The following is a 23,572-nucleotide window of genomic DNA, read 5'->3' as shown; positions in this document are numbered from 1 at the left end:
GCGGATCAGGCGGTACGGGCGGCGGCGAGGGACGCGCGGGCCTGTGCGGCCACGTTCTCCGCGGTGAAGCCGAACTCGGCGAACAGGGTGTTGGCGTCGGCGGAGGCACCGAAGTGCTCCAGGGAGACGATCCGTCCGGCGTCGCCCACGAAGCGGTACCAGGTCAGGCCGATCCCGGCCTCCACGGCGACCCGCGCCTTCACGGCCGGCGGCAGCACGCTCTCGCGGTACTCGCGGGGCTGCTCCTCGAACCACTCCACGGACGGCATCGACACCACCCGGGTGCCGATCCCCTCGGCCTCCAGGAGGTCACGCGCCTCGACGGCGAGGTGCACCTCGGAACCGGTGGCGATGACGATCACCTCGGGGGTCTCGGTGGACGACTCGCGCAGCACATAACCGCCCTTGGCCGCGTCCGGGTTCGATGCGTACGTCGGCACGCCCTGGCGGGTCAGCGCGAGCCCGTGCGGGGCGGGGTGCGTGGCGTGCCTCTTCAGGATCTCGGCCCAGGCCGTCGCGGTCTCGTTGGCGTCGGCCGGGCGGACGACGTTCAGACCCGGGATGGCGCGCAGCGCGGCCAGGTGCTCGACCGGCTGGTGGGTGGGGCCGTCCTCGCCGAGACCGATGGAGTCGTGCGTCCAGACGTAGGTCACGGGGAGCTGCATGAGCGCCGACATCCGGACGGCGTTGCGCATGTAGTCGGAGAACACCAGGAAGGTGCCGCCGTAGATCCGGGTGTTGCCGTGCAGGGCGATGCCGTTCATCTCGGCGGCCATCGAGAACTCGCGGATGCCGAAGTGGACGGTACGGCCGTACGGGTCCGCCTCGGGCAGCGGGTTGCCCTTCGGCAGGAAGGAGGAGGCCTTGTCGATGGTGGTGTTGTTGGAGCCGGCGAGGTCGGCGGAACCGCCCCACAGCTCCGGCAGCACCGGGCCGAGCGCCTGCAGGACCTTGCCGGAGGCGGCACGGGTGGCGACGGACTTTCCTTCCTCGAACACGGGCAGCGCGTCCTCCCAGCCCTCGGGGAGCTGGCCGGCCACGACCCGGTCGAAGAGCTGAGCGTGCGCCGGCTGCGCGGTGCGCCACTCGGCGATCCGCTTGTCCCAGGCCGCGTGGTCCTCGGCACCCCGGTCCAGGGCGCGGCGGGCGTGGGCCAGCACCTCGTCGGCGACCTCGAAGGACTGCTCCGGGTCGAAGCCGAGGACGCGCTTGGTGGCGGCGATCTCGTCCGCGCCGAGCGCGGAGCCGTGGGAGGCCTCGGTGTTCTGCGCGTTCGGGGCGGGCCACGCGATGATCGTGCGCATGGCGATGATCGAGGGGCGTTCGGTCTCGGACTGCGCGGCCTTCAGTGCTGTGTACAAGGCGTGAACATCGACATCACCCTCGGCGGTCGGCTCGATACGCTGGGTGTGCCAGCCGTAGGCCTCGTACCGCTTCAGCACGTCCTCGGAGAAGGCGGTCGCGGTGTCGCCCTCGATGGAGATGTGGTTGTCGTCGTAGACGAAGACCAGGTTGCCGAGCTTCTGGTGGCCGGCCATCGAGGAGGCCTCGGCGGAGACGCCCTCCTCCAGGTCGCCGTCGGAGACGATCGCCCAGATCGTGTGGTCGAAGGGGGAGGTGCCCTCGGGGGCCTCGGGGTCGAAGAGGCCGCGCTCGTAGCGGGCGGCCATCGCCATGCCGACGGCGTTGGCGACGCCCTGGCCGAGGGGTCCCGTGGTGGTCTCGACCCCGGCCGTGTGGCCGTACTCCGGGTGGCCCGGCGTCTTCGAACCGTGCGTGCGGAAGGCCTTGAGGTCGTCCAGCTCCAGCTCGTACCCGGCGAGGAACAGCTGGGTGTAGAGGGTCAGCGAGGTGTGGCCGGGGGAGAGGACGAAGCGGTCACGGCCGGTCCACTCCGGGTCGGCCGGGTCGTGCCGCATCACCTTCTGGAAGATCGTGTACGCGGCCGGTGCCAGGCTCATCGCGGTGCCGGGGTGCCCGTTGCCGACCTGCTGTACGGCGTCCGCCGCGAGGAGGCGCGCGGTGTCCACGGCACGCCGGTCGAGGTCGGTCCACTCGAAGCTGTCCGATGTCTGCGTGCTCATCTTCAAGAAGTCCTCGTTCGAAGCGTTCTGGCTGGCCTGACGCGTTCAAAACTAAAAGTCGGACTTTTGAGAAGGAAGGTCGGAGTGTGTCAGCCTGTGGTGAAAGTGGGACACGGATCTTCGACAGGGACGGCACGAGAAGGACATGGCGGACAGAACGCCCGAAGGGTCAGGCGACGGTGACGGGATCAGAACCTTCCCGTTCCCGGTGGATCTGAGCGTCGGCGGTGTCGGCGTACAGGTCGGGCCGATGGGGAACGGGCGCCGCTGGCACGCCGCGGACGCCCCGCTGGAGCGCGTCCACCGCATCGACTTCCATGTGGTCATGCTCTTCACCGAAGGGCCGGTCCACCACATGATCGACTTCGCCGAGTACGAGGCACGGGCCGGTGAGCTGCTGTGGATCCGCCCCGGTCAGGTGCATCGCTTCTCACGGACCTGCGAGTACCGGGGGACCGTGCTGGCCATGCAGCCCGGATTCCTGCCGAGGGCGATCGTGGAGGCGACCGGGCTCTACCGCTACGACCTGCCGCCGCTGCTCCGCCCCGACCCCGCCCAACTCGCCGCGCTCCAGGCGTCCCTGGCGAACCTGCGGCGTGAGTACGAGGACACCCAGACCCTCCCGCCGAGTCTGCACACCTCGGTGCTGCGGCACTCCCTCACCGCGTTGCTGCTGCGGCTCGCCCATCTCGCGGCCAGCTCGGCGGAGGCGGCCCGCCGCCAGTCCGACACCACGTTCACCCTTTTCAGGGACGCGGTGGAGAAGGACTTCGCCACCAATCACAGTGTCAGTGCCTACGCGGACGCGCTCGGCTACTCCCGCCGCACCCTGGTCCGCGCGGTCCGCGCCGCGACCGGGGAGACCCCCAAGGGCTTCATCGACAAGAGAGTCGTCCTGGAGGCCAAACGCCTCCTCGCCCACACGGACCTGCCCATCGGCCGCGTCGGCGCCGCGGTCGGCTTCCCCGACGCGGCGAACTTCTCCAAGTTCTTCCATCTGCACACCGGGCAGACACCGGTGACCTTCCGCGCGGAACTGCGCTAGCGCGACGGCGGTACGGGGTGGCCGGGCCGGTCGGCCCGCGTCTTCGGGGCGTCGGGACGGCGTCCGCCCCGGGGGATGCCCTTCCGGGGTGGCGGACGGCTCGTCCGGGATTCGCGTGGACGGGGACGCGACCCGTGGGGGCGCCGTCGCTGCGCGCGGCGCGGCCGGACGTCGACACGGCCTGGGCGCGGCACCCCTGGTGGTCATGCGGCAGACCCCGTCACGGGCGTGCGGGTGACGGGCGCGGTGCGGCCTCGACCCGGTGGGCCTGGGGTCTGCGTGGAGCTGCGAGCTGCGAGCTGTGAGCTGTGCGGTCGGGACGTCGGCGCCCGTCCGGTGTGAGGATCCGGCGGGCGCGGCCGGCCCGGCCTGTACGTCGGCTCCGCCCCGGTTCTTCGGCGGGGCGGTGCGCCGACGGCTGCCAGGGACCGGTCAGTACGCGGAGTTGACGTTGTCGATGGAGCCGTAGCGGTGGGCGGCGTAGTTGGCGGCCGCGGTGATGTTCGCAACCGGGTCGGTGACGCTGTGTGCGGTGCCGGCCACGTGGTAGGCGTTGAAGGTGGGGTCGATGACCTGCAGCAGGCCCTTGGAGGGGGTGCCCTGCTTGGCGTTGACGTCCCAGTTGTTCTGGGCGGACGGGTTGCCGCCGGACTCGCGCATGATGTTGCGCTTCAGGCCCTCGTAGCTGCCCGGGATGCCCTTGGACTTCATGATCTGCAGGGACTGCTTGATCCAGCCGTCGAGGTTGTTGGCGGAGCCGGACTTCTGGGTGTGGCTGCCGTGGTCGGAGGCCGTGACCGCACTGGACACGTGCGCCTGCGTCATCTCGGCTGCCTGTGCGTTCGCCGGCATCAGGGTGAGGGCGGCGGCCGCGGCACCGGTGGTGGCGATGCCGGTCAGGGCGATGGTGCGAAGGCGGGCGATGCGGGTGCGAGTGGTCATGGTCATGTGAAAGGAATCCTCCGGTGGGGGACATCGTCGGTGTCGGCTGCGGTCGACGGCCTGCGTGGTGCGGGCCGCGGGCTGCGGTCGAGAGTGGGCGGACCTGGCGGTGATCCGTTCGGTCCATCGCCCGTCTCCCGGCGACGAGAGCAATGGTTAGCGGCGGGAGGAGCCGGGCGCAATGATGTGACGTACTACCCCGCTTAGGAGAAATGCCCGAAATGATGGGTAATGGTGGCTTTCTGTCCTGTTCGGAGGGTTCCGTTCCTACGATGCCGGATAGGATGTGATCTGGCTCCTATGGGTGGCGTCACGCCCACGGGCCCTCTCAGGGCCGTTTTTCGAGGCTGGGACCGAGCCGAAAGACGAGCCGGAAACGGAGCCGGACACCGCCCGGCGGAAGATCCGTCGCGGGCGCGGCTGCGGGCGAGGCGGTCGGCGAACCTGGCCCGCCGGACGGGCATGGCGCGGGGCGAGGGCCTGGTCGGCACCGGCCTGACCGTGTCGACCCGCTCGGCGAGAGGCCGCGGCCGGAGTGCGCGGTGACACCTTCTCGCGCGCGGCGCCCCCTCTATATGTGCGGGGGCGGCCGGTCCGGCGGCGCGCAGGTGCCCCGCGAGCACGCTGTTCGCGGGGCACCCTCCAGCCTTCCGGGCCGGTGTCAGTGACCGAAGTCGAACCAGTTCACGTTCACGAAGTCCGCCGACTGGCCGCTGCTGAAGGTGAGGTACACGTCGTGCGTGCCCGTCACCGAGCTGATGTTGGCCGGGACCGTCGTCCAGTTCTGCCAGCCGCCGGTGTTGGCCACCGAGAAGCTGCCGATCGGGGTGTTGGAGGGGCTGTCGAGCCGGACCTGGACCAGGCCGCTCACCCCGGAGGCCGCGCCGCTCGCCACCCTGGCATAGAACTGGGTGGCCGCCGTGGAGCCGAAGTCCACCCCTTTGTAGAGCGCCCAGTCGCCGTTGGCGATGTAGCCGATGTCCTGGCCGCCGCCGGTGTCCGTGGTGGTCTCGGCGGTGACACCGGACTGGCTGTCGTACGACTCGGCCTGGATCGCGCTGTACGCGTCCCGGCTGCTGCTCGGCGGGGTGGTGGTACCGCTCCCACTGGCCGACAGCACCTGGACGTAGTCCACGACCATCGGGTGGCCGGACTCGGTGGCGCTGGTGGGGCCGCCGCCGAACGCGTCGGGGAAGCCGCCGCCCATCGCCACGTTCAGGATGACGAAGAAGCCGTGGTTCGTGGCGTTCGCCCAGGTGGTGGCGTCGACCTGGGCGGCGGTCACCGTCTGGTAGTTGACGCCGTCCACATAGAAGCGGATCGCCTCGGGGCTCACCGAGCGGTCCCACTCCATCGTGTAGGTGTGGAAGCCGGACTGGCAGGTGGTGTTGGGGCAGGCGGTCGAATTGCCCAGGCCCGTCGTCTCGTTGCAGGGGCCGCCCGGGTTGGTGCCGCAGTGCATGGTCGCCCAGACCTTGTCCAGGCCCTGCACGTTCTCCATGATGTCCAGCTCGCCGACGCTCGGCCAGTTCTGGTAGTTGCCCCGGTAGGGCGCGCCCAGCATCCAGAACGCCGGCCAGTAGCCGTAGGCGGCGGTCCCGGTGACGTTCGGCATCTGGATGCGGGCCTCGACGCGCAGCTTGCCGCCGGCCGGGGGCTGGAAGTCGGTGCGGGTGGTCTCGATCCGGCCCGAGGTCCAGTTGCCGGACGAGTCCCGGACCGGGGTGATCTTCAGGTCGCCGCTGCCGTCCAGGGCGACGTTGGTGGTGCTGGAGGTCATCGTCTCGACCTCGCCGGTGCCCCAGTTGGCGGCTCCTCCGGGGTACGAGGTCCCGGTGTCGTACTGCCAGTCGGAGGTGTTGACGCCGGTGCCCGCGGCGCCGTTGAAGTCGTCCAGGAAGACCTGGCTCCAGCCGGACGGCACGCTGGGCGCCGAGGCGTTGGCGGGAAGGGTCGCGGTCGTGGCGGCCGCGACCGCCAGACCCATGGTGGCGAACGCGGCGATCAGTGCGCGCCGGAACGAACGCCGCCGTCTGTGATCCGCAGGAGGTATACCGGAGGTTTCACTCATGGGGGTGCCTCTCGGGTACGGAGTGGGGTGCGCGGGATGCCTTCGAGAGCGCCAGGACTTGGCTGAGAGCGCTCTCAAAGTGGGCCCAATGTGCTCTCCGCGCCTGCGGCCGTCAAGAGTTAAAACAAAGAATCTCCTTCTACCCCAAGGGAGTTCACACGATGAAGGCGCCCGGGTGTCAGACCGCGCTGCCGGCCTTCCAGTCCGACCAGGACAGGTTCCAGCCGTTGAGACCGTTGGACGCCTCCACGGTCTTCTCGCCGGAGTTCTTGACGATCACCACATCGCCGATCATCGAGCTCTCGTAGAACTTGTAGCCCGCGACCGAGGAGTCGCTCGCGCCCTTGGCGTCGTGCAGGCCGACGCAGCCGTGGCTGGTGTTCTCGCTGCCGAACACCGAGGTGGATGCCCAGTAGTTGCCGTGCACGAAGGTGCCGGAGGTGGTCAGGCGCTGGGCGTGCGGGACGTCGGAGATGTCGTACTCGTCGCCGAGGCCGACCGTGGAGGACTCCATCCGGGTCTGCTTGAACCGCTCGCTGATCACCATGATCCCGGACCAGGTGGTGTGCTGGGCATTGCCGCCGGAGACCGGGTAACTGGCGTAGGTGGCGCCGTCCCGCTTCACGACCATCTGCTTGGTGGACAGGTCGACCGTGCTGATCTGCTCCCGCCCGATGTGGAAGGTGACGTCCTTGGACTGCACGCCGTAGACGCCGTCCTGGCCCTCGACGTCCTTCAGCCGCAGACTCAGCGTGATCTTGGTGCCCTTCGCCCAGTACGTCTCCGGACGGAAGTCGAGCCGGGTGTCGCTGAACCAGTGCCCGACGACCTCCACCTCCGGCTCGGCGGTCACGGTGATCGCCTTCTGGACAGCCGCACGGTCCTTGACGGCATGCGTGAAGTTGATCGACACCGGCATGCCCACGCCGGACGTGGAGTCCGCCTCGGGCGTGAAGTAGCCGACGAACGTCTCGCCGGGGGACTTCGTGCTGAAGGTCGCCACGGTCTCGTCGGTCGCGCCCTCGGCCTTCGCGGTCACCGTGTACTTCGTGCCCGAGTACGGGTTCTTCGCCGACGTCCACTTCGTCTTCGCGCCGTTGAAGGCGCCCGACAGCGTCGAGCCGTCGTTGCCCGCGACCGTCACGGAGGCCAGCGTGCCGTCGGCCACCGTCACCTCGACCGGGCTGCCGAAGTCGGCCTTCCTGGTGCCGGAGACCGGCGTGACCGTGATCGTCGCCTTCTTGGCCGCGGACTTGGCGGAGGCCGTCGCGCCCTTCCCGTCCGTCGAGGCCGAGGCGTCGGCGGAGGAACTGCATCCGGCCAGCGCGGCCCCCGCGGGTACCACGCCGAGAGCGGCGAGGATCCCGCGCCGGGACCACCTTCCCGACTGCCGTCCGGACCGGTTCGATATGTGCTGGACGCCCACGACACGCCTTCCTGACTTGTCCACCTGTGTCAGGGCATCCTGCGCTGGTTGTATGGGGGGTTCCTTTGAATCATGGGGGTGATCCCTGAGATTCGGATGAGGAGCCGGGCGGTCACTCTGCGGAGCGGTGGGAATCCCCCGCCGGGCCGGGGGTGAGTCGGCCGGAACCCGGGTTGTCCCCGCCCGTGTTCATGAACAGAGTATGAACGCCCGACCGGCGGCCTGAGTTTCCGGTGAGTTCCCCTCCCGGAAGGCTTCCCCATGTATCCGATCGGAACAGTAGAGAAGCAGCAGGCCGACCCTCGCCGGAGGTATTCCGTGACCGACGTCCGCAAGCGGCACAGTGTGGCCATCGTGGGAGCAGGAGCGGCGGGCGCACTCACCGCCGTCCAGCTCTGCGAGACGGCGCACCGCCGCCGGACCGCCCTCGACCTCGCCCTGATCGACCCGGCACCGGAGGCCGGCCGGGGCACCGCCTACGCCACCCGCGACCCCCGGCACCGCCTCAACGTGCCCGCCGGCAACATGAGCGCCTACCCGGACGACCCCGGGCACTTCGTCCGCTGGCTGTGCCGGCACGGCGAACCCACCGTCACCGGCGCCGACTTCGCCACCCGCTACCGTTACGGCGCCTACCTCGCCGACACCCTCGGCCAGGCCCTCGTCCGCGCCCACGGCACGGTCGCCGTACGCCGGCTGCGCACCCTCGCGGAGAGCTGTACCGGCACCGCCGACGGACGGGTGGAGCTCCACCTCGCCGACGGGGGACACCTGGTGGCGGACGGCGCGGTCCTCGCCACCGGACCGGCGGGCGCCACGGCCGGCTGGGCCCCGCCCGCCCTGCGCACCTCGCCCCGCTTCATCACCGCCCCGTGGTCTCCGGGTGCCCTGGACGCGGTACGGGACAACCCCGACGACGTCCTCCTGGTCGGCACTGGCCTCACCGCCGTCGACCTCGCCCTCACCCTCGACCGCCCCGGCCGCACCCTGCACGCCCTCTCCCGCAGCGGACTGCTGCCCCAGCCGCACGCCCTCGGCCCGGCCGGCGCCATGCCCGCCCCGGAGGGCCTCGACGACACCTCGCTGGGCCGGCTGCGCCGCGCGGTCTACCGGCATGTCAGCCGCTCCGTGCGCACCCACGGCGACTGGCGCCCCGGCCTGGACAGCCTCCGCCCGCACACCGCACGGCTGTGGCGCAGCCTCACCCCCGAGGAGCGCGAGGAGTTCCTGACCCGTGAGGGCGCCCTGTGGAACACCCACCGCCACCGGATGGCCCCCGCCACCGCCGAACACGTCTCCCGCGCCCGCATCGCCCGCCGGCTGCACGTCCACACCGGTACGGTCCTCCGCGTCACCGAGTCCGAAGACGGCTCCCTCGCGGTCGAGTTGTCCGACGGGCAGGTGACGCGGGTCGGTTGGGTCATCGACTGCACGGGACCGGGCCGCCGCCCCGACTCACCCCTGTGGCAGGCCCTGTTCGGCTCCGGCCTCGCCGTCCCCGGCCCGCTCGGCATGGGCGCCGCCACCCGCGACGGGCAGCTCCTCGACGCCCGGGGCCGGGCCGCGGCCCCCCTGTTCACGCTCGGTGCCCCACGCCGGGGCGAGCTGTGGGAGACCACCGCCATCCCGGAAATCCGAGTCCAGGCGGCCGAGTTGGCCCAGCGGCTGCTGCCCCTGCCGAGCCGGAGGCGGACCTCCCGGCGGCCCGTCGACGGCCACGGGCTGTCCCTCTCCACCCACGCCGAGGCGGCCGCCGCCTACCGCAGCGGTCTCGGCCGGGTCCTCAAGGTGCGCTCCGGTGCCGAGGACGCCTTCGCCCGCGCGGTCGCCCTCGACCCCGGCTTCGCCCTCGGCCACGCGGCCCTCGCCCTGCTGGGCCACGAGTGCGCCGCCGCCGTCGACGTGCCCCGCGCCCTCGCCGACGCCCAGCGCGCGGCCCGTGAGCGCTCCGACGAACGGGAGCGGTCCTTCGTGGCGGTGGTCACGCGCCGGGTGACCGGCGACGACGGGGACGAGGCGCTCGTACGGCATCTGCGCGAGCACCCCGGGGACGCGCTGGCGCTCGCGGCGGCCGTGCCGACCATCGCGTTCTCCGGGGTGAGCGACCTGCACGACGACGACGCCCTCGGGCTGCTCGAACTGACCTCGCCCGCCTACGACGGGCACTGGTTCCACACCTCGCTGCTGGCCTTCCTGCGCCAGGAGGAGGGACGGCTGCACGAGGCGGGGGAGCTGGCCCACCGTGCGCTGGCCGTCGAGCCCGCCTCCGGGCACGCGGTGCATGCCCTGGCCCATGTCCACTACGAGTCCGGGGCGCACCGGGCGGGCCGGGACTGGCTCGACGGGTGGGTGTCCGGGCGCGGGCGGGGCGCGGTGCACCGCGCGCACTTCTCCTGGCACATCGCCCTGCACGAACTCGCCCTCGACGACCCGGCCGCCGTACGCCGCCGCTGGTTCACTCAGCTCGCGCCGGGCCGGGTGCACGGGCTGCGGGCCCTGGTCGACTCGGGTTCGCTGCTGTGGCGGGCCCGGCTCAGCGACAGCTGGGACGGGGAGCTGCCGACGGCGGACGTACTGGACTCGGTGGCCAGGGAGGTGCTGGAGCGGCCCGCCACCGCGTTCACCGCGCTGCACGCGGCCGTCGCCCTCACCGCGGCCGGCGACCTGCCGGCGCTGCACCGGCTGCGCGACCACGCGGCCGGCGCCGATCCCGTGCAGCGGGAGGTGATCGCACCGCTGTGCGAGGCCCTCGCCGCGCTGGTCGAGGAGCGCTTCCACGAGGCGGCCCGGGGACTCGACGCGCTGCTGCCGGTGCTGCGTCGGGTCGGCGGCAGCGCGGCCCAACGGGAGGTTGTCGAGGAGACGTTGCTGTACGCCCTCGTCGCGGCCGGGCGCTGCGACGCCGCCCGGCGCCTCCTGGACACCCGGCTGGACCGCAAACCCGCGCCACGGGACCGGCGGTTGCGGGCGGCGCTGCCCTCCTGAGCCGACGGCGCGGTCCCGCGAGGGCCGGCGACCGGTACGGACGGACCGACGGGCGGAAGCCGCACCCCTGGGTGAAGGGGTGCGGCTTCCGTTTGTGATCATTCTGATGTCACGGAGAGGGAACCTCGGACCCCGAGATTCCCTCTCACGAGACGAACCCATTTGTCGAAACCGAGTGTTCACGGTGCGTGCATGGTCCTGGACGGACGGCAGCGATCACCATCTGTTCAGCAGCACGCACCGCCGTCACCCCGGGGGATCCGTATGCCCAGCCGCCGCCGTTTCCTCACCGGGGCCGCCGCCGCGCCCGTCGCGCTCGCGGCGGTCACAGCATGCGAGGACGGGGACCAGGCACAGTCCGCCCGGCAGGCCCGGCACACCGTCAAGCCCGCCGCCGTGGCATCCGCCGCGCAGAGCCCGTCCGACCGGCTCAACTTCGTGGTGATCCTCGCCGACGACCTCGGCTACGGCGAACTCGGCTCCTACGGCCAGCAGCTGATGCACACCCCGCGCCTGGACGCCCTCGCCGCCGAGGGCCTGCGTTTCACCCAGGCCTACGCGGCCGCCCCGGTGTGCGCACCCTCGCGCTGCTCGCTGCTCACCGGCCTGCACAGCGGGCACGCGACCGTGCGGAACAACCCCTTCGGACCGGGCGGCCAGGGTGCCCTCACCGACAGGGACTTCACCTTCGCCGAGGCGCTCAGGGCGCTCGGCTACCGCACCGCCCTGATCGGCAAGTGGGGCTTCGGACCCGATGCCCCGGACCAGCCGAGCCACCCCAACGCCCGTGGTTTCGAGGAGTTCTACGGCTACCTCACCCACCACCACGCCCACGACTACTTCCCCGACTACCTGTGGCACAACGGCACCCGCGAGGAGATCCACGCCAACAAGGGCGGTGCTCAGAAGGTCTACGCCCCCGACCTCATCTCCGAACGCGCCCTCGGCTTCATCGACAGCCACCGGCACGAGCCGTTCCTGCTCTACCTCGCCCCCACCGTGCCGCACGCCCCCAGCAAGGACCCGCACCTCGGCGAGTACGCCGACCGCCCCTGGACCGGCCCCGACAAACGGCACGCCGCCCAGGTCACCACCTTCGACACCCTGGTCGGCAGCGTCACCGACAAGCTCACCGCACTCGGCCTCGCCGACACCACCGTCGTCCTCGTCACCAGCGACAACGGACCGCACGAGGAGGCGGGCACCGACCCCGAACTCTTCGACGGCAACGGCCCGTTGCGCGGCTTCAAACGGAACCTGTACGAGGGCGGCATCCGTGTCCCCTTCATCGCCTGGTCCCCGCGGCACGTCCCGACCGGTACCACCGACCGGCCCACCCCGCTCACCGACCTGCTGCCCACCCTCGCCGACCTCGCGGGCGCACCCGCCCCGACGGACGTCGACGGTCTCTCCATCGCCCCGCTGCTGCGCGGCTCCCGGCACACCGCCCACCACGACAGCCTCTACTTCTACCGCAACCACGCGGGCGTCACCGCCCGCCAGGACGCCGTCGACCACGGCCGCGGTGACCGGCTCGCCGAGGCTCTGCGGCGCGGCGACCTCAAGGCGATCCGCTTCGCGCCCGGCCAGAACCTTCGTGCCCCGGACGACCGGTGGGACGTCGAGCTCTACGACCTCGCCCGCGACCCCGGCGAGGAGCACGACCTCGCCGCCGCACGGCCCGCCCAGGCGGACGCCCTGGTGAAGCTGATGCACGAGTCATGGGCGCCGGTGTACCCGCGCAGACCCTTCGGCGTGACGCTCGAAGTCACCGGCAAGGGAGCGGAGTTCACGGTCACCGCCACGCTCGCCAACGGCTCGGCGCGCCCCTGGCGGGCCGCCCGGCTCACCCTCGACGCCCCCGGCGGCTGGCTGGTCCACGCACGGGACGCGGCCGCCGCGACCCGGCTGGACCCCGGCGAACACCTCACGACGCACTGGCAGGTCACCCGCCGCCAGGTCTCCACCGCCACCACGCTCACCTGCCGGGGCACCGCCCACCACGGGGACGACGAGGTGACGTACACGGCCACCGCGACGGCCGGCTGACGGAACGTCTCCGTCGGGGCCCCGATTCGATCACGTGTCGGAAACGGGTCCCGTCGGCCGTCGTACCCGGGGGCAGCCTGGGGACATGGGGGACGACAGACTGCGGGACCATCGGCAGGAGCGGGCCGTGCGACGCGGTGAGCCGCACCTGCGGCCCCCGGACGAGGCGGCCCGGGGGAGTTCGCTCGGGAAGGGCGGCGTCGCGGGCTGTCTGTGGAACGGCTGCCTGGCCGTGCTGGTGACCGCCCTGCTGATGGTGATCGGCGCCTGGGCATGGCTCGGTGCCATCGGCCCCGCCCACTACCGCAGCCAGGCCCGCGCCGACCTGCGGGCCTCCGTGACCGAGTCGGCGTCCCGGCTGCGGAAGTCCGCGGCGGACGGCACCCTGCTCTACCGGGAGATCGACCAGGACGTGACAGGCGCCCCGTACCGGCCCCGCGCGTGGGTGCGCAGGCAGGGCGACACCGTCACCGTGACCGCACGGATCACGGGCGTCGCACCGGCCGTCCTCTTCGGCGACACCGAGGTCGGCGGCTGCTACGAGTTCCGGGTCCGGCCGCCGGAGGTGTCGGTCCGGCGGCTCTCCGACAAAGGCTGCAGCGGCAGGCCCGACGAGACGTCCCGGCTGTCGGCCGGGACCGCCGCCCACGTGGTCGCCGCACTGCGCTCCGCCTACCGCCGCGCCGGTCCGGAAGCGGCGTACGACGACCCGGTGTGGCGGAGCCGGGGCATCGAACTCGCGATGCGGGATCTCGATTTCTCGGGAGGCCGGCTGGTGGTCCGCGCCTGGCTGACGACCAACGAGTGGCCGCTGGGGCGGGACTGCTACGAGTTCCGCGCCCAGGCCGGGTCCGTGACCGCCGAGAAGCTCACCCCCGGGCCCTGTTACCGCCCGCTCTGACCCCGGACGTGCGCCGGCACCGCCCACCACTGGTCCGGCCGGTCCACGACCGGAGCGTCCGGACCGCTGCCGAGATACCGCGCGAGACGCAGCAGATACGCCGAGATGCCCGCCGCGCCCTGCATCCACGACGTGCCCGGCGGCAGCAGCGGGGGATCGTTGCGGTGCTCAAGGAACCGCCAGTAGGCACCCGCCCCGTCCGTGATCGCCCGCTCCACCAGCGCGTCGCCCATCCGCACCGCCCCGTCGGCCAGCGTGTCCGCACGGGGCGTCCCCGCGCAGTCCTGTGCCGCGTCCAGGAGGATGTCCCCGACCCCCGCCGTGCCGCAGCAGCGGCCGTCGTTGTCCCAGAACCCGGGACGCAGCCGCTCCGGGATTCCCGAGGCGAGGGTCGAGGTCAGACAGCGCTGCCGCAGCGCCGCCACCTCGTGGCCCGCCACCTCCTCGACCCCCGCGTGCGTCAGCGCGGCGAACAGGTGCGAGGTGCCCGCCGGGCCGTGGCACCAGGTGTACGTGACCGGTTCCACCTCGCGCTTCGACGGCGGAATCGTGTGCGGGACGATGAAGCCGCCGTCCGCCGACGAGCCCACGGACAACACGTGCCGGGCTCCTTCCACGGCGGCCGTGACGAAGTCCTCGCGGTGCAGCGTCGCGCCCGCCACCGCCAGGGCGGCGGCCACCCCGGCGGCACCGTGCGAGTAGTTCGGGCACCGCCACTCCGTGCTCGGCGAGATCCCCCAGTCCAGGCCCGCTTCGGTCCTGTCTGCCATCCGCAGCAGGGCTTCGCCGCCGGTCGTCGCGATCGGTTCGGCGTACTCCCCGCCCGCCCAGACGGCCGTCATGACCACGCCCGCGACGCCCATGATGATGTCGGTCAGGGGCGCGTCGGAATCCGGTACGAACGTGGTGGTGGTCCGCCAGCCCTCGGGGGTCGCGAGCTCGGCGAGCCGCCGCAGCACGACCGCCTCGCTGCCCGGTTCGAGGAGCCGCAGTGCCGTGGCGTGGCCCGCCAGACCGATGTAGAGGGAGGGTTCGGTCACGACGGGGGCCTGCGCCGACAGGCGGCGTACGATCCCGGCCGCCAGAGCCTGTTCCCGCTCGCTGAGCGCCCGGTACCGCGTGATCTCCGCCAGCACCGGGGCCAGACCGGCGATCCCCGCGTACAGCGAGTCCCGGTCCTCCGCCGGTGCGAGGTCCTGGGCCTCCTCCTCGGCCACCGTCTCCGGCAGCCAGGGCCCCTCGTCCTCCCGCACCTGGTCCAGCACCCATGACCAGGCGGCCTCGCCCAGTTCCCGATACACCTCGCTCGCCGTCACCGGGCCACGCTACACGGCCCGGTCCGTCCGCTCCGGCTGCCAGCCCAGCGCCCGGGAGATGCCCCGCGCGGCCAGCCGCACCGCCGGGACCAACGCCGGTACCTGGGCGTCGGCCTGGGGCACCACCACCGAGACGGCCGCGGCCACCTGCCCCGTGGCCCCGCGCACCGCAGCCGCCACCGACAGCGCGTCGTCGGTGACCTGACGACTGCTCACCGCCACACCCGTGCGCCGCACTTCGGCCAGTGAACGGCGCAACCCGGCCGGATCCGTGATGGTGTACGGCGTGAAGCAGGCCAACGGTCCCGCGCAGTACTCCTGTTGGAAGGCGGGCGTCTCGTGTGCGAGCAGCGCCAGCCCCACCCCCGTCGCGTGCAGCGGCCAGCGGGCGCCCACCCGGATGTGCACGCCCACCGCCGAACGCCCCGACAGCCACTCGATGTAGACGACCTCGGACCCGTCCCGCACCGCCAACTGCACGTTCTCGTGGGTCGCTTCGTACAGGTCCTCCAGGTACGGCAGCGCGATCTGGCGCAGCGCGAGACCCCGAGGTGCCAGCGCGGCCAGCTCCCAGAGCCGCAGCCCCACGTGGTACAGGCCGTCGGTGTCCCGCTCCAGCGCGCCCCACTCGGTGAGCGCGCCGACCAGCCGGTGCGCGGTGGTCAGGGAGAGCCCGGCCCGGCGGCTGATGTCGGTGAGGCTCAGCGCCGGATGCCCGTGGTCGAAGGCGGCCAGGACCGCGAGCAGCCGGTCGGGCGCGGAGCGGGCGGTGGCCGTCATGGCCGGTCGGCGACGCGCAGCAGCAGGTCGTGCAGCGCCTGGCGTTCGGCGGGGCCGAGCGGGCCCAGCAGGTCGTTCGTCACCCGCTGGCCCGCCTCGTCGGTGTCCCGCAGGAACTGCCGGCCGGCCTCGGTCAGGACGACGATCCGGCTGCGGCGGTCGTCGGGGGAGGGGCGCCGCTCGGCGAAGCCCAGCTTCTCCAGGTCGTCGACCAGGCCGACGATCGCGCTCGGGTCGTAGCCGAGCCGGGTGCTCAGCTCCCGCTGCAGCGCGCCCTCCGCGGTGACGAGGAAACGCAGCACCGCGTAGTGGCGCAGCCGCACCCCCGACTCCTGGAGGAACGAGTTGAAGAGCTGCCCCGAGCGCAGCCCCAGGCGGTACAGCAGGTAACCGGTGTCCGCGTGCAGCCCGCGCATCCACGGCTCGTCCGCGTCGATCGAGGTCGGGTTCTCGGTGTGCTGGCGGGTGATGGCGGTCTCCCTGGTACGGGCCCCGGGCGCTGGGGCGGTCTGTGGCACGCATTCCAGCATGGCGCACCCCTCGGATGACAACAACTATTGACGTCAACAATTATTGCTCTTAGCTTCGATCTCGGAGTCGCAACCGTCGTTGCGCAGTCGCAACCGTCGTTCGTGAAGGGACACCGCCCGTGCCCACCATCGATCTCACCGGCAAGGCCGCCGTCGTCACCGGCAGCGGCCGGGGTCTCGGCCTCGCCTACGCCCATGCCCTCGCCGCCCACGGCGCCTCCGTGGTCGTCAACGACGTGGACGAGGCCGTCGCCGAGCAGGCCGTGAAGTCCATCACCGAGGCAGGCGGCACCGCCGTCGCCGAGGTGGTCCCTGTCGGCACCGCCGAGGCCGCCGACCGGCTCGTGAACAGGGCGGTCCAGGAGTTCGGCCGCCTCGACGTCCTGGTCACCAACGCGGGCATCCTGCGCGACAAGGTGCTCTGGAAGATGACCGACGACGACTTCGACGCGGTGATCGCCACCCACCTCAAGGGCACCTTCACCTGCGCCCGCGCCGCCGCCGTGCGGATGCGCGAGCAGGGCGAGGGCGGCACCCTGATCCTGGTCGGCTCCCCGGCCGGCCAGCGCGGCAACTTCGGCCAGACCAACTACGCCGCCGCCAAGGCCGGCATCGCCGCCATGGCCCGCACCTGGTCGATGGAGCTGGGCCGGGCGAACATCACCGTCAACGCGATCGTCCCGGTGGCCGCCACCGCGATGACCGAGACCATCCCGGCCTTCGCTCCCTACGTCGAGGCGATGAAGAACGGCGAGCCGCTCCCGGACTTCCTGCGCAAGGGCGAGGGCTTCGGCACCCCCGAGGACTGCGCGGCCCTCGTTCCCTTCCTCGCCTCCGAGGCCGCCCGCGGAATCACCGGCCAGGCCATCGGCATCGGCGGCGACAAGGTGGCACTCTGGTCGCATCCGCAGGAGGTCAGGGCGGCCTACGCCGACGGAGGCTGGACCCCGGCCACCCTGGCCGACGCCTTCCCCACCTCGGTCGGCGCCGAACTCCAGACGGTCGGCATCCCGGCGCCGAAGCTCCCGGAGGCATGATGGACATCGAGGCACTGACGGCGATCGACGTCCACACCCACGCCGAGATCTCCTCCAAGGGCCACTCCTCCCTCGACGACGACCTGCACGACGCCTCCTCCGCCTACTTCAAGGTCGAGGGCAAGCGGAAGCCGACGATCGAGGAGACGGCCGCCCACTACCGCGAGCGGAACATGGCCGCCGTGATCTTCACGGTGGACGCCGAGTCCGCGACCGGCACCGCACCGGTCCCCAACGAGGAGGTCGCCGAAGCCGCGGCCGCCAACTCCGACGTGCTGATCCCCTTCGCCTCCATCGACCCCTTCCGCGGCAAGGCCGGCATCAGGCAGGCCCGCCGTCTGGTCGAGGAGTACGGGGTGAAGGGCTTCAAGTTCCACCCCAGCATCCAGGGCTTCTTCCCGAACGACCGCGCCGTGGCCTACGGCCTCTACGAGGTGATCGAGGAGACGGGCACCATCGCCCTCTTCCACACCGGCCAGACCGGCATCGGCGCCGGCGTCCCGGGCGGCGGCGGCATCCGCCTCAAGTACTCCAACCCGCTGCACGTGGACGACGTGTCCGCCGACTTCCCGCACCTCAAGATCATCCTGGCGCACCCCTCCTTCCCCTGGCAGGACGAGGCCCTCGCCGTCGCCACCCACAAGCCGGGCGTGCACATCGACCTGTCCGGCTGGTCGCCGAAGTACTTCCCGCCACAGCTGGTGCAGTACGCCAACACACTGCTCAAGGACAAGGTGCTGTTCGGCTCGGACTTCCCCGTCCTCACCCCCGACCGGTGGCTCGCCGACTTCGCGAAGCTGCCGATCAAGGACGAGGTCCGGCCGAAGATCCTCAAGGAGAACGCCGCCCGTCTGCTCGGGCTGACCAAGCCATAAGGGGCCGCAGATGCGCAACGAGGGACTGGGCTCATGGCCCGCACGCCGGGCCCGCAAGACCCCGCACCGCACGGCGCTGGTGCACGGCGACCGGTCGACCGACTACCGCACCCTGCACCACCGCACCACCCGCCTCGCCCATGCCCTGCGGGCGAGGGGCATCCGCCGCGGCGACCGCATCGCCTACCTCGGCCCCAACCACCCCGCCTACCTGGAGACCCTGTTCGCGGCCGGCATCCTCGGCGCGGTCTTCGTCCCGCTCAACACCCGCCTGGCGGGCCCCGAGATCGCCTACCAGCTCGCCGACTCCGGCGCCAAGGCCCTCCTCTACGGCCCCTCGCACGCCGGTCAGGTGGCGGGCCTGCCCGGTACCACCGACGTCCGGACGTACGTCGAAGTGGGCGCCGAGTACGAGGAGTTGCTGGAGTCGGCGGCCGACGACCCGATGGACGAACCCGTCGCCCCCGACGACACCTGCATCATCATGTACACCTCGGGGACGACCGGCCGCCCCAAGGGCGCGATGCTCACCCACGCCAACCTGACCTGGAACGCGATCAACGTCCTGGTCGACACCGACCTGATCGCCGACGAACGCGCCCTGGTCTCCGCCCCGTTGTTCCACACGGCGGGCCTGAACATGCTCACCCTCCCGGTCCTCCTCAAGGGCGGCACCTGCGTCCTGGTCGAGTCGTTCGACCCGGAAGCCACCTTCGACCTGATCGAACGGCACCGGATCACCTTCATGTTCGGGGTCCCGACGATGTTCGACCAGATCGCCAGGCACCCCCGCTGGCCGGCCGCCGACCTCTCCTCCCTCCGCATCCTCACCTGCGGCGGCTCCCCGGTCCCCACCCCCCTGATCGCGGCCTACCAGGCACGCGGACTGACCTTCCTCCAGGGCTACGGCATGACCGAGGCCTCGCCCGGCACCCTCTTCCTCGACGCCGAGCACGCGATCGGCAAGGCGGGCTCGGCGGGCGTACCGCACTTCTTCAGCGACGTACGGGTGGTACGGCCCGACCTGAGCACGGTCGACGTCGGCGAACCCGGCGAGGTGGTGGTCCGCGGGCCCCATGTCATGCCCGGCTACTGGGGGTTGCCGGAGGAGACCGCGGCCTCCTTCACGGACGGCTGGTTCCGCAGCGGGGACGCGGCCCGGGTCGACGAGGACGGCTATGTCTTCATCGTCGACCGCCTCAAGGACATGATCATCTCCGGCGGCGAGAACATCTACCCCGCCGAGATCGAGGACCTGCTCCTCACCCACCCGGACATCGTCGAGTGCGCGGTGATCGGCGTCCCGGACGACAAGTGGGGCGAGGTGCCGCGCGCGGTGGTCGTCCCGCGCGAGGGCGCGGTTCTCGACCCCGACGAGGTGCTGGCCTCCCTGGCAGGACACCTTGCCAAGTACAAGCTCCCCAAGACCCTGGTGCTCGCGGACGAACTCCCGCGCACCGCCTCCGGAAAACTCCTCAAGTCCCGCGTGCGCAAGCGCTACGGCTCCGGCTCCTAGACAACTCCCAGACAAGGAAAGCGACATGAGCGTCACCGTCAACGGCCTCGACGAACTGAAGAAGCTCGCGGGCAGCGACCTGGGCAGCAGCGACTGGATCGAGGTCACCCAGGACCGCATCGACACCTTCGCCGACGCGACCGGCGACCACCAGTGGATCCACGTCGACCCCGAGCGCGCGGCGAAGGGCCCCTTCGGCGCCCCGATCGCCCACGGCTACCTCACCCTGTCCCTCTTCATCCCCCTGTTCACCGAACTCCTGGACGTCCAGGGCGTCACCACGAAGGTCAACTACGGCCTGAACAAGGTCCGTTTCCCCTCCCCGGTGAAGGCGGGCTCCCGCATCCGCCTGACCGCCCGCCTCGCGGAGGTCGAGGACGTACCCGGCGGGGTACAGATCGCCGTCGACGGGACGATCGAGATCGAGGGCGGGACAAAGCCGGCGGCGGTGCTGCAGAGTCTGTCGCGGTTCTACGCCTGACGGCCGCACGGGCGGTAAGCTCGGGTACGGCGACCGACGGTCAGGGCGTCCAGCACCCGACGAGGCCGCCCGTACTGTGCGCAGTCACCCCTCCGCAGGCGCTTTCACCCGCTCGGCGCAGCTGTCTGAGCCGTCACATGCCCCATGAGCTGGGACGACGAAATTGGCCACGCCAACTGGCGAGCGAGAGGGTCCCGCTGGCTGTAAGTTGCTCACACTGACCCTTGTCGGACTTCCATGTGAACGCAGGGTCGGTCTGTCGTCCCCCAGCCCTTGCCCGCGCAGGGAAACACATAGGGAAAGCCGTGACCATTCCAGCAAGAACCACTGCAGCAACGACTGCACAGTCGATGGTCCCCGCCGGGTCTCCCAAGGCCACGCTGCGTCTTGACACTCCGTCCGACCCGAAGAGGGTCAGAGGAGTGCGCCGAGCTCTTTCGTCCACGCAGGCAGCCAGAGGGGCAGGGGTGACCTTCCAGTCATCCATCTGACATCACGTCCGCCGAAGTCGCCCGACACTCCGTCATGACCGGGTCCGTCGTCCCGCTGCGCCAGCTGGTGCTGAAAGTACACAGCCGGTGCGATCTCGCATGCAGGCACTGCTATGTCTACGAGCATGCCGACCAGAGCTGGACATCCAGGCCCACGGTGATCTCCGAGGAGATCGTGTCCCGGACGGCACTGCGGCTGGCGGAGCACGCGAAGGCGCACGAACTCGCCTCCGTGCAGGTCATCCTGCACGGAGGCGAGCCCTTGCTGGCCGGGCCCGGACGGCTACGGTTCGTCTGTGAGCAACTGCGCGGCGCGTTACGGGGCATCAGCGACCTCGACCTGCGCATCCACACCAACGGCCTCCAGCTCAACCAGCGTTACCTGGACCTGTTCGCGGAGTACGACGTCCGCGTCGGCATCTCCCTCGACGGCGACCGCGCGGCCAACGACCGCCACCGCCTCTACCGCGACGGCCGCAGCAGCTACGACAAGGTGCTCGCGGCGATCGCCCGCCTCCGGCAGGACCGCTACCGGCACCTCTTCGCAGGCATCCTCTGCACGGTCGACGTGCGCAACGATCCGGTCGCCGTCTACGACGCGCTCGCCCTGCTGCGGCCACCGCGCATCGACTTCCTTCTCCCGCACGCCACTTGGGACACGCCACCGCCGCGCCCGCAGGACACGGCCACCCCGTACGCCGACTGGCTGCTGGCGATTCACGACCGGTGGACCGGACAGGGCCGCCCGGTGCCGGTGCGGCTCTTCGACTCCGTGATCAGCACGCTGGGCGGCGGGCCCGCGCAGACCGAGTCGATGGGCCTGGAATCGGCCGATGTCGTCGTGGTCGAGACCGACGGCACCTACGAGCAGGCCGACTCCCTCAAGACCGCGTACGACGGCGCCCCCGGCACCGGCAAGGACGTCTTCCGGCACACCCTCGACGAGGTCTCCCGGCACCCCGGCATGACCGCACGCCAGCACGGACTCGACGATCTGTCCGCCCAGTGCCGTGCCTGCCCCGTCGTCCGCTCCTGCGGTGGCGGCCTCTTCGCGCACCGCTACCGCGGCGACGGCAGCGGATTCGACAACCCTTCGGTCTACTGCGCCGATCTGAAACAACTCGTCGAGTCGCTGGGTACCCGCACCGGAGTCGACGCGGCCCGCCCGGTCGACGGCTTCGACGCACTGGCCGACGGCACCGACGACGGCACCGCCGTACGGGCCCTGGCCGAGATCCGGCAGCACGTCACCCTGGACCTGCTCAAGGAACTCAACGCCGAACCCGCCCGCCCCGCAGGGAAGTTGTGGGAACCTGCCTGGCAGCTCGCCCTGGACCTCCAGCTGCGGGACGAGCGCGTGCTCCCCTCGCTCCTGGCGCACCCCTACACTCGCCCCTGGGCCATCCGCTGTCTGGACGCCACCGCCTCCCCCGACCACCTGGCCTCGCTGGTGGCCGCCGCCGCTCTGCCCGTCGGAGCGGCCGACTCCGTCGAGGTGCCGGTCACGGACGGCATCGCGTATCTCCCCGGGGCCGGCCGGCTCCGTGTCGAAACCGTCGGCGACAGCGTCGAGTTGACCTCGGACGTCCTGCGGTGCGCCGGCTGGGAGCCGGTACGCCGGCTGCGGTTCGGGGGATGCGAGGTCGCCCTCGACGACATCGACCCGTACCGGGACTCCTTCGCCGTCCCCGTGCGGTCACGGCTGACGGACGACGAGGTCGCGCTGTGGCGTCAAGTGCTGCCCCAGGCGTGGCAGTTGATCGTCCAGGCGCTGCCGGGTACGGCCGCGGGCATGGCGGCCGGGCTCCGCGTGCTGTCCCCCCTCGTCGCCCCGCCCGGACCGGACGCCACCGGCGCCGGGAGCGGCTTCGCCGCCCTCGGTCTGCACCTCGCACCCCGCGACCCGGAACCGGTCCGTGCCGCCGCCGACCTGGTGCGCGGATTCCGGCTCGGCATCCTGGACGTCCTGCTCGACGAATGCGAACTGCACGACGAAGCCGACACGTCCACCGGAGCGCTCCTCGCCGACACCTACGCCCGTGCCGCCACCGACACCCTGCACGACGACCCCCGCTCGGCCGCCCGGACCCGGGCGCGGTGGCGGGAGCTGTCGGACTCCGCCTCGCTGACCGCGCTCGGGCGACGGTTCGTCGACGGCATCGGCCGGTCACTGTGAACGGGGGCGGCGTCGGCGCGCTCGCCAAGGACCTCGCGGAACTCGGCGTCGCCTCCGGAGCCACCCTGCTCGTCCACGCCTCCCTGCACCGCGTCGGCGCCGGTCCCGAGACCGTCCTCGCCGCACTGCTCGACGCCCTCGGCCCCGGCGGCACGGTCGTGGTACCGGCCTTCACCGCCGGCAACTCCGACACCTCACCGTCGTATCTCGACCGCACCCGGGATATGACGGAACGTCAACTGACGGCTCATCGTGCGCAGATGCCCCCCTTCGAGCGGGACCGCACGCCCTCCGAGGGTATGGGGCGGCTGGCCGAGGCGGTGCGGTGCGCCGACGGGGCCGTGCGCAGTGCCCATCCGCAGACCTCGTTCGCGGCGCTCGGCGCGCGGGCGCGGGACCTGGCGGCCGGACACGACGAGGAGTGCCACCTGGGGGAGCGGTCCCCTCTCGCACGGCTGGAGCGGGCGGGGGCGCAGGTGCTGCTGCTCGGGGTGGGGTACGGGGTGTGCAGCGCGTTCCACCTCGCCGAGTACCGGGTCGGCGAGCCGCCCGAGCGGGAGTACCGCTGTGTGGTGCGGCGGGACGGGATCCGCACCTGGACCTCGTACCGGGACGTCGCCCTCGACGACCATGACTTCCCGGTTCTGGGGGCGGACTTCGAGCATCGGGTGCCGGTAGTCCGGCGGGGTCGGGTGGGCGCCGGCGAGGCACGGCTGTTCCCCCTGGCGGAGGCGGTGCGGTTCGCCACCGGCTGGCTGTCCGAAAATCGCTTGTGCGGGGTTTTCCGCTAGCCGTCACAAAACGCCGCACGGTTCTTACACTGAGTGTCCGCGCCCCGGACGACGGGGCGGGGGATCGGGGGATCCT

The 23,572-nt window shown here is 71.7% G+C and carries 17 protein-coding genes; 10 read left to right on the top strand and 7 right to left on the bottom strand.

Going from position 1 to position 23,572, the window contains the following annotated elements; genetic code table 11:
- Positions 1–5: 5 nt before the first annotated feature.
- On the bottom strand, positions 6–2,084 hold the full coding sequence (gene tkt / locus ACIRR9_RS21960; RefSeq protein WP_403754261.1) for a transketolase: 2,079 nt from the start codon (positions 2,082–2,084) through the stop codon (positions 6–8).
- Between the two features lie 145 nt (positions 2,085–2,229).
- Here tkt and ACIRR9_RS21955 point away from each other — a divergent pair, with 145 nt between their 5' ends.
- Positions 2,230–3,129 (top strand): AraC family transcriptional regulator, encoded by a 900-nt coding sequence (locus ACIRR9_RS21955; RefSeq protein ID WP_403754258.1) that lies wholly within the window; start codon positions 2,230–2,232, stop codon positions 3,127–3,129.
- A 432-nt stretch (positions 3,130–3,561) separates the two neighbouring features.
- Here the strand turns inward: ACIRR9_RS21955 and ACIRR9_RS21950 are convergent, their stop codons facing one another.
- From ACIRR9_RS21950 to ACIRR9_RS21940, 3 genes are all read right to left on the bottom strand, one after another.
- Positions 3,562–4,077 (bottom strand): transglycosylase SLT domain-containing protein, encoded by a 516-nt coding sequence (locus ACIRR9_RS21950; RefSeq protein WP_403754255.1) that lies wholly within the window; start codon positions 4,075–4,077, stop codon positions 3,562–3,564.
- Positions 4,078–4,732: 655 nt separating this feature from the next.
- The gene (locus ACIRR9_RS21945) at positions 4,733–6,142 is read right to left on the bottom strand and encodes a glycoside hydrolase family 16 protein (protein ID WP_365335155.1); all 1,410 of its coding nucleotides are present in this window, start codon (positions 6,140–6,142) and stop codon (positions 4,733–4,735) included.
- 178 nt (positions 6,143–6,320) lie between these two features.
- On the bottom strand, positions 6,321–7,568 hold the full coding sequence (locus ACIRR9_RS21940; protein WP_403754252.1) for an Ig-like domain-containing protein: 1,248 nt from the start codon (positions 7,566–7,568) through the stop codon (positions 6,321–6,323).
- Between the two features lie 318 nt (positions 7,569–7,886).
- Here ACIRR9_RS21940 and ACIRR9_RS21935 point away from each other — a divergent pair, with 318 nt between their 5' ends.
- The 3 genes from ACIRR9_RS21935 to ACIRR9_RS21925 all read left to right on the top strand — a co-directional run bounded on the left by ACIRR9_RS21935 (position 7,887) and on the right by ACIRR9_RS21925 (position 13,503).
- Positions 7,887–10,553: an FAD/NAD(P)-binding protein gene (locus tag ACIRR9_RS21935; RefSeq protein WP_403754249.1), complete on the top strand. Its 2,667-nt coding sequence runs from the start codon at positions 7,887–7,889 to the stop codon at positions 10,551–10,553.
- Positions 10,554–10,817: 264 nt separating this feature from the next.
- Positions 10,818–12,602, top strand: a complete 1,785-nt coding sequence (locus ACIRR9_RS21930) for a sulfatase-like hydrolase/transferase (protein WP_403754246.1) — start codon at positions 10,818–10,820, stop codon at positions 12,600–12,602.
- 85 nt (positions 12,603–12,687) lie between these two features.
- Positions 12,688–13,503 carry a hypothetical protein gene (locus tag ACIRR9_RS21925; protein ID WP_403754243.1) on the top strand — a complete coding sequence of 272 codons (816 nt, stop codon included), beginning with the start codon at positions 12,688–12,690 and terminating at the stop codon, positions 13,501–13,503.
- On the opposite strand, the gene ACIRR9_RS21920 is transcribed toward ACIRR9_RS21925, so the two are convergent.
- Genes ACIRR9_RS21920 through ACIRR9_RS21910 form a run of 3 tightly spaced genes read right to left on the bottom strand, consistent with a single transcriptional unit; the run spans position 13,488 to position 16,015 of the window.
- On the bottom strand, positions 13,488–14,819 hold the full coding sequence (locus ACIRR9_RS21920) for a lanthionine synthetase LanC family protein (RefSeq protein ID WP_403754240.1): 1,332 nt from the start codon (positions 14,817–14,819) through the stop codon (positions 13,488–13,490). The two genes, ACIRR9_RS21925 and ACIRR9_RS21920, sit on opposite strands and share 16 nt — an antisense overlap.
- Before the next feature lie 9 nt (positions 14,820–14,828).
- The gene (locus tag ACIRR9_RS21915; RefSeq protein WP_403754237.1) at positions 14,829–15,599 is read right to left on the bottom strand and encodes an IclR family transcriptional regulator; all 771 of its coding nucleotides are present in this window, start codon (positions 15,597–15,599) and stop codon (positions 14,829–14,831) included.
- Positions 15,596–16,015, bottom strand: a complete 420-nt coding sequence (locus ACIRR9_RS21910) for a MarR family winged helix-turn-helix transcriptional regulator (RefSeq protein WP_403754441.1) — start codon at positions 16,013–16,015, stop codon at positions 15,596–15,598. The genes ACIRR9_RS21915 and ACIRR9_RS21910 overlap by 4 nt, the downstream gene beginning before the upstream one ends.
- A gap of 233 nt (positions 16,016–16,248) precedes the next feature.
- Between ACIRR9_RS21910 and ACIRR9_RS21905 the strand changes: the two genes are divergently transcribed.
- The 6 genes from ACIRR9_RS21905 (at position 16,249) to ACIRR9_RS21880 (ending at position 23,496) form a co-directional block, all read left to right on the top strand.
- On the top strand, positions 16,249–17,166 hold the full coding sequence (locus tag ACIRR9_RS21905) for an SDR family NAD(P)-dependent oxidoreductase (protein WP_403754234.1): 918 nt from the start codon (positions 16,249–16,251) through the stop codon (positions 17,164–17,166).
- The gene (locus ACIRR9_RS21900) at positions 17,166–18,041 is read left to right on the top strand and encodes an amidohydrolase family protein (RefSeq protein ID WP_384567853.1); all 876 of its coding nucleotides are present in this window, start codon (positions 17,166–17,168) and stop codon (positions 18,039–18,041) included. Before ACIRR9_RS21905 ends, ACIRR9_RS21900 begins: the two co-directional genes overlap by 1 nt.
- A gap of 10 nt (positions 18,042–18,051) precedes the next feature.
- Positions 18,052–19,557, top strand: coding sequence for a long-chain fatty acid--CoA ligase (locus tag ACIRR9_RS21895; RefSeq protein WP_403754231.1), 1,506 nt, complete (start codon positions 18,052–18,054; stop codon positions 19,555–19,557).
- 25 nt (positions 19,558–19,582) lie between these two features.
- On the top strand, positions 19,583–20,038 hold the full coding sequence (locus ACIRR9_RS21890; RefSeq protein ID WP_403754228.1) for a MaoC family dehydratase: 456 nt from the start codon (positions 19,583–19,585) through the stop codon (positions 20,036–20,038).
- A gap of 525 nt (positions 20,039–20,563) precedes the next feature.
- A complete protein-coding gene (locus ACIRR9_RS21885; protein ID WP_403754225.1) occupies positions 20,564–22,705 on the top strand; it encodes an FxsB family cyclophane-forming radical SAM/SPASM peptide maturase in 2,142 nt (713 codons plus the stop codon).
- On the top strand, positions 22,702–23,496 hold the full coding sequence (locus tag ACIRR9_RS21880) for an aminoglycoside N(3)-acetyltransferase (protein WP_403754222.1): 795 nt from the start codon (positions 22,702–22,704) through the stop codon (positions 23,494–23,496). Before ACIRR9_RS21885 ends, ACIRR9_RS21880 begins: the two co-directional genes overlap by 4 nt.
- Positions 23,497–23,572: the final 76 nt, after the last annotated feature.

The organism is Streptomyces sp. NPDC101234, from assembly GCF_044767525.1.
Taxonomy (GTDB): Bacteria; Actinomycetota; Actinomycetes; order Streptomycetales; family Streptomycetaceae; genus Streptomyces; species Streptomyces sasae.
The sequence above is the reverse complement of the archived record's forward strand: the minus strand, read 5'-3'. Positions and strand labels throughout refer to the sequence as shown.